Here is a 6729-nt window from a genome sequence, read left to right as displayed (position 1 = left end):
GTGTATGGACCGGACAGATAGGTAACAGGTGTACGAGGACATGGGTGACACTTTTCCGGACTAGATGCCCGGGAGAGTTCCATGCCTTGGAGTGCTGTTACCGTGAGCGATCAGAAGACGGAGTTTGTGGCGTTAGCCACACAGCTCGGCGCCAACGTGAGCGAGTTATGCCGACGTTTCGGCATCAGTCTCAAGACCGGATATAAGTGGCTGGGCCGCTACGAAGAGCGGGGGTCAGCCGGACTGGAGCCCTTATCGAGGCGCCCTAGGCGTACGCCTGGGCGCACATCTGAGGCGCTTGAGGCGCTGGTGCTCGAGGTCCGGCAGCGTCATCCCGCCTGGGGCGGCCGCAAGATCGCTCACGTATTGCTGCGCGATCAAGGGGTGATGCTGGCACCCAGCACTGTCACGGAGGTACTTCGCCGTCATGGCCGCTTGGCAGATACGTCTTCTGGTGCAGGACGACCCTGGCAGCGGTTCGAGCATGAGGCGCCCAACGACCTATGGCAGATGGACTTCAAGGGTCACTTTGCCACTGATCGGCAGCGATGCCATCCGCTCACGGTCATCGACGATCACTCCCGCTACAACATCGTTTTGCAGGCCATGGCTGCCGAGCGCTTCGAGCCCGTTCAGGCTGCGCTGGTGCAAGCGTTCTCCCGCTACGGTCTGCCCAGGCGCATCAACACCGACAACGGCACGCCCTGGGCGGCCTCAGGCATGGACACGCTGACGCGGCTGGCCGTCTGGTTCATCAGGCTCGGCATTGATCTCTCACACAACAGACCGGCGCATCCGCAGAGCAATGGCAAGGACGAACGGTTCCATCGCACCTTCAAGGCGGAAGTGCTAGGCACCCGGCGCTTCCGTGACCTTGACGATGCCCAGCGTCAGTTCGATCCCTGCGCTGGATCTACAACCACGAACGCCCGCACCAGGCACTGGATATGCAAACGCCTGCGCAACGATACCGACCCAGCCCGCGCACGATGCCGCGCGTTCTGCCGCCCGTCGTTTATGCCCCGGACACCCTGGTACGCAAGGTGCAATATGGTGGCTGGGTCGATCTGCAGGGCAGGCAGCTGCGCCTATCGGTCGGCCTGCGCGGCCAGTACGTCGCCTTCAGGCCAAGGGCGCAAGCAGACGGCACGTTCGATATCTTCTTCTGCCATCACTGCCTCGGGCAGATCGATTTAAGGACCGTAAAGTAACCTGGTCAACCTGTTACCCATGTCCCCGCACACCTGTCACCCATGTCCCCGGTCCATACAGCGCGCCCCCTCGGGGGGCAGCAAGCGCGCAACGCGCGCGCGGCGTGGGGGCCACCTTATTCAGGGGTCGACGACTGGGCCTGCCAGAAGACGAGGCCGCGCTCGTCGATCATGCCCCAGTGGCCGGTGCGATACGCGGGCCGGCCGCGGTGCTGGAACATGCGCACGCGGTTGATGTCGGGCGCATTGATGTAGCCGCGCATCACGGTAGGCCCCGCGACGCAGATCTCGCCGTTGCGCAGGAACACCTCGCCGCAGGACCGCGCATGACCCAGCGTGTAAGTGTTGGCGAGCGGGTCGTGCATCGAGGCGTCGATCTCGCTCCACGTGGCCGCGCCTGTCACTTCGACCCGGTCGTAGTTGCGGACGATGCGCACGCCGGGAAAGCGCTGGCGCAGCGCCATGAAATGCGGCGGCGTGATCGGCTCGGCGCCCAGGATCAGGGTGTGTAGCGCCGGCAGATGATGGCCGCCGAAGGCGGGATCCTTGAGCTGCTGGCGCAGGAACGACGGCTTCGCCACCAGCACGCTGACATGGTGGAGAGCGAGGTGGTGCGCAAACGTGCCGTGCTGCGGCTCGTCCACGGCGGGCCGCAGCACCAGCGTGCCTCCGGTCGCCATCGGGCCGAGCAGGTCCAGGATCGAGCGCCCGCACATGAACGAGGCGGGGCCCATGAACACCGGCGTGGGGCCCAGGCGGGCCTGACGTCGCAGCCATTTGGCCTGGGCGGCAATGCTTTCGCGGCCGATCTGCGCGCCCAGCGGCTCCTGCCCGCCCGAGGGCGAGAACATGATGCAGGCGAGCTTGGCCTCGGTGAGCGGCCGCGCACCGGCCGGGCCGACGATGAAGCGGTCGGTGGCGGTGTCGTAGATGAGCGAGGCGCAGGAATGGTCCACGATGCGGCGGATGCGATCCACGGTGTCGCGGCTGTCGGCCGGCACGTAAGGCACCCCCAGCACCAGGCAGCCCAGCATGGCAGTCACGATCGAAGGCTCGTTGTGCCCCAGGATCACCAGGGCCTGATCGGTGCGCGCGCCGGCGGTGAGCGCACGATGAATCCAGCCGCGGGTCTGCGCATGCAGCGATTGCCAGCTGAGCACCCCGTCCGCGTGGACGACAGCGGGGGCCTGAGGGGCGTGGCGCAGATGGCCGAAGGTGCCATTGTCGAAGTCGAAGTGCATGTGCCGTCGTTCAGGGTTGTCAACGTCGCGTCACGCGCCCGGCCGCCGCCGGCCAGGCTAGCCGAGGGCGCGGCTGGCGATATCCCAGACGGGCGCGTCCGCCGCGCGGCCGGACATGACCTGCAATCGCACGCGATTGCGGCCTTCCTGCTTGGCGGCGTACAGCACGGCGTCGGCCGCCGAGTAGATCTGCTTGGCGTCCACGCCATGCGCGGCCGGCGTGGCATGCCATGCCAGGCCGAAGCTGGCCGTCAGAAGCTTGTGCTGCCCGCCGGGATGCGCGATCCGCAGCGCATCGACGGCGGTCTGGAAGCTGCGCGCCCGCTCGAGCGCCTCTTCGGCGCTGGCGGCACGGAACAACACGCCGAACTCGTCGCCGCCGAAGCGGAACAGCCGGTCGGATCCGCAGCGCAGCATGTTGGCCACCGCGTGGCTCACCGCCTGCAGCGCCATGTCGCCGCGGGGGTGCCCGAAGGTGTCGTTGTAGGTTTTGAAATAGTCGATGTCGAACAGGCACAGCGCGATCGCATCCCCGCGCGCCGCGGGCGCGCCGCTCAGATGCACCAGCTGCGCGTAGCTCGTCGAGAAGTGGCGGCGATTGAAGGCGCAGGTGAGTTCGTCGGTGATGCTCAGATGGCGCAGACGCCGGTTCTGCGATTCGAGCTGCCGGATCCGGGCCAGCATGTCCTGCGTGGCGGGGTCGTCGGCCGGCTGCATCTCGGGATCCGTGTCGCGCACGCCGCCGGGCAAGAGGGCGCGCAGTCCGCCGGGCGTCAGCAGCACGTCCTGACTGGTCAGCGAGAAAAAGGGTTCATGTCGCGGGTGAATGTCTTTCATGGTTTCCCTACCGGCCTGATAAAAGAACTTTCAAGACGTCGCGGACCTGCCGCACTGCAACGCCAGCGTCATGGCATGACAACGCGCCACGATGCGAGTGTTGCGTCCGGGGCCTGCGCCCCCCTTTTTATGGCGGGCAAAACACTTTGCCCGGCCGAAGTTTTTGTCGATACCTACACGCGGGCGCGCGCGCGGGCCGATCGGCGCACGCCGATACTTGAAGATTGAACGAAATAAAGCCGGGGTGATAACGCTGCCAGCGAGCACCGGGCAGGCAAGCCCGCGGCGATGAGGCGCGCGCCGGCGGCGCATACCGTCAGGCGAAACGTGGACCTCAGCCGCGCGCCGTGCCGTGCAGCGCGAGCGTCTCGAGCCGGTGCAGATCCAGCGACTCCATCGCCTTGTGCACTTCGTCGTAGAACGCGTCGAAGCCCGGGTGGGCCTGCGCGGTGCGCGGCAGCCACTCTTCGATGTCGCTCAGCTGGCCATCGCGCGCCAGCATGGCGAGCTCGAGGCGGGCAGGCGCGGGCGGCGCGTGCGGCGGCGGGGCGAAGGGGAAGGGCGCCGTGATCACGGCATCGTCGCTGGGGTGGGTCGGCGCGACGACCAGCGTGCCGTCGATCTCATCGACCTCGATGGTGAACGAGAACGTGCTGCCGGCGCCGGGCGCGCTGCGCACGTGCAGGCTGCCGCCCATGTTTTCGACGATGCGCTGTGCGATGAACAGGCCCAGCCCGACGCCGCTGCGTGAGCGCTCCAGCTGCAGGAAGGCGTCGAAGATGCGATCCTGCAGCTCAGGCGCCATGCCGATGCCGTCGTCCTCCACGCTGAAGCACAGCTGCCACGCGCCGCGGTCTGCCTGGGGCCGAGCCTGCAGCCGCAGGATGATGGTGCCGTGCGGCGTGAACTTCGCCGCATTCGACAGCAGGTTGAGCAGCACCTGTTGCAGCCGGTTGCCGTCGAGCGCCACGCTGGTCGGCAGCACGGGCGGCGGACGTAAGCAGAACCGATTGCCCGTGGCGGTCGCCAGCATGCTGGCATAAGGCACGACCTCATCGAGCAGGTCGGTGAGGCGGGTGGGTGCGGGCGCCAGATGCAGCGGCTCGAGCTCCGCCTTGGCGTAGTCGAGCACATCCTCGATCAGGCTGAGCTGGAATGCCACCGAGCGGTCGATGGCGTCGAGATGTTCGGATTTCGGCGGATTGGCGCTCTCGCGCAGCAGGCGCACATAGCCCTGAATCGTGGCGAGCGGCGCACGCAGATCGTGGCCGACATAGCTCAGCGTCTCGATCTTCTGGCGCGTGAGCGCGTCGTCGGCGCTGCTCGGCGCGTGCTCGGCCGACACGATCTCCAGCGGCGCCGCGGCCGGCGGTGCAATCCGCTGGGGCGCGAGCTCGGTGGCCCTGCCGAGGCGGCGGAACCAAAGCGTCAGGATGGCGAGGTTGAACACCGCGCTGAGCAGCCGCGCCTCGAGCGTATCGCCCAGGAACCACAGACGCTCGGCGTAGCCCTCGCCGAGCATCTGCGCATCGAGCCGGGGCAGCAGGTTCACCAGTGCCGCGACGGCGGTGGCGATCATCAGACCCGCCACGTTGCTGCTGCTGCGATGCCGTACGAACAACAGCAGAAAGCACACGCAGGCGGCGATGGTCGCGAGCAGCCCCCATTGCCCGAGCTCTTCGGAGAGCCACCAGGCCGAGATGTTCATCGCCACCAGTGCCATCGTGGCAAACGCGAGTTGTGGCAGGGCCGCGAACCGGCACACCCGCCGCCCCGACAGGCTGCAGAACAGGCCCATGAGGCTCAGCACGACGAGCACGCCGGCCGCGGGTTCGACGAACGGCGCCAGCGACGCGAGCGCTGGCGAGAGGCCGGGGTTGTCATTGGCCATCGCGAACTGGAACAGCGCGGCCGCCAGCGCGGCCAAGGCCAGCCATGCGAAGGGCCAGGCGCGCGAGTGCGCGAAACTCACAACCGCGCCGCAGGCGAGCGCGGCGAAGGCGCCGCTGAAGGCGCCTTGCACCATCAGCGGCAGGATCTCCACCTCCGCCATCACGGGCGCCGGCGCGAACGCCAGCACGCGCAGCGCCATCATGGCGGAGGGCGCGTGCACGGCGGCTTCGGCGGCCAGCGCATGGTGCGGCATCGTCTAGCTCGCGTCCGGCAGACCGGTGGTGCAGGCTTCGTCCGCGTCGCTTCCATCGCCGTCGTGACGATCCTCGTGCCCATGTCCCGCCGCGTCGATCAGGCCCACATGCGCGGTCGCGCCCGCGCCGCAGAGGCCGGCGCGGAACTCCGTGGGCGTGAGCCCCGCCTTCTTGCGAAAGGCGGTGGCGAAGTTCGCCGCATTCGAGAACCCCGTCTCGGCGGCGATGTCGGTCACGCTGAGCCGCGTGTCCGACAGGAGCTGTTGCGCACGATCGAGGCGCGCATCGCGCAAGTGCTCGAATACCGTCTTGCCCAGTTGGCGCCGAAAGGCGAGCGAGAGCTTCTTCTCGTAGGTGCCCACCTTGCGCGCGAGTTCGGCGAGCGTGGGCGGCGCGGCCAGGCATTGCGCCAGATAGCTCTTCGCGGCGTTCACGATGACTTGCTCCGCGCTCAGCCGGGGCCGCGCGGAAGGCTGGACGGCCTGCTCGCGCCGCTGGGCGCCGCGCTTCAGATGGATCTGAATGCGCGCGAGCACTTCCGACGGCGCGAAGGGCTTCTGAATGAAGTCCACACCGCCGTTCTGCAGCACGTTCAGACGCTCGTCGAGACTGCGGCTTGCCGACAGGAAGATGATCGGAATGTTCGCCGTGACCGGGTCATGTTGCAGCAGCCGGCACGCGGCGAAGCCATCGGTCTGCGGCATGCGCAGATCCATCAGGATCAGATCGGGAGAGATCGCGGCGGCGCGCTTGTATCCCTGGGTGCCATCGAAAGCGAGCGCGATGCGAAAATTCGCGCCACGCAACAGTTCGATCAGAAGTCTCAATTCGTCAGGGTTGTCATCGACCAGCAGTACGTGGTCGCGATGGGCACTTGCACGTAACATCGTCCGGCATCCTTGATATTCACATTATCGAACACCTGATTTTCAGTCTGTCACATGATAGGCCGGTCGTGCGGGCCGCGCTGCGCTTAAAACGGCTAGTCCTTTTGGGCTGCACCTAAATCACAACAATGGGCCAAAAGGTTGATTGCCGCGATTATTCGCAGGCGTTGCAACATGTTCTGCGAGACAGGTGTCGCATAAGCGCGGGCTGGCGCGCCTCGCGCAAAGTGTGTCGCAGCGCAGCGTGCGCGACGAATGCGTGCGGGGCGGGGGCAGCTACGCGGAGGAGCGGGCTGGCCCGGCGAGGCGACGCCGCCGCCTCGGTACCGCGCAAAGCCTTATAGGACGTGGCTTGCCGACGCGGTGGCCGCGAGCGGCCCGGCAGCCTGCGCCGCGGACGAACGAT

4 protein-coding genes and 1 pseudogene are annotated in these 6729 nt (G+C 67.1%); 1 reads left to right on the top strand and 4 read right to left on the bottom strand.

The window, feature by feature from the left end; genetic code table 11:
- Positions 1-81 precede the first annotated feature (81 nt).
- A pseudogene (locus CEK29_RS12915) lies at positions 82-1211 on the top strand (IS481 family transposase).
- Positions 1212-1327: 116 nt separating this feature from the next.
- Here CEK29_RS12915 and CEK29_RS12910 read toward each other — a convergent pair.
- The 4 genes from CEK29_RS12910 to CEK29_RS12895 form a co-directional block, all read right to left on the bottom strand.
- Complete coding sequence (locus CEK29_RS12910; RefSeq protein ID WP_094858357.1) at positions 1328-2452, bottom strand: AMP-binding protein; 1125 nt, start codon at positions 2450-2452, stop codon at positions 1328-1330.
- A 57-nt stretch (positions 2453-2509) separates the two neighbouring features.
- Positions 2510-3289 carry a GGDEF domain-containing protein gene (locus tag CEK29_RS12905; RefSeq protein ID WP_094858356.1) on the bottom strand — a complete coding sequence of 260 codons (780 nt, stop codon included), beginning with the start codon at positions 3287-3289 and terminating at the stop codon, positions 2510-2512.
- Between the two features lie 334 nt (positions 3290-3623).
- Positions 3624-5435, bottom strand: a complete 1812-nt coding sequence (locus CEK29_RS12900; protein ID WP_094858355.1) for a sensor histidine kinase — start codon at positions 5433-5435, stop codon at positions 3624-3626.
- A 3-nt stretch (positions 5436-5438) separates the two neighbouring features.
- Positions 5439-6323, bottom strand: a complete 885-nt coding sequence (locus CEK29_RS12895; RefSeq protein ID WP_094858354.1) for a response regulator — start codon at positions 6321-6323, stop codon at positions 5439-5441.
- Positions 6324-6729 lie beyond the last annotated feature (406 nt).

This window comes from Bordetella genomosp. 5 (assembly GCF_002261475.1).
Taxonomy (GTDB): Bacteria; Pseudomonadota; Gammaproteobacteria; order Burkholderiales; family Burkholderiaceae_B; genus Bordetella.
Note: the sequence above shows the minus strand (reverse complement) of the source record. Positions and strands in the feature narration are given on the sequence as shown.

Bases quoted from the DNA above. Each gene is read 5' to 3' on its own strand.
- CEK29_RS12905 (WP_094858356.1), bottom strand. From the start codon at position 3,289: ATGAAAGACATTCACCCGCGACATGAACCCTTTTTCTCGCTGACCAGT.
- CEK29_RS12895 (WP_094858354.1), bottom strand. From the start codon at position 6,323: ATGTTACGTGCAAGTGCCCATCGCGACCACGTACTGCTGGTCGATGAC.
- CEK29_RS12910 (WP_094858357.1), bottom strand. From the start codon at position 2,452: ATGCACTTCGACTTCGACAATGGCACCTTCGGCCATCTGCGCCACGCC.
- CEK29_RS12900 (WP_094858355.1), bottom strand. From the start codon at position 5,435: ATGCCGCACCATGCGCTGGCCGCCGAAGCCGCCGTGCACGCGCCCTCC.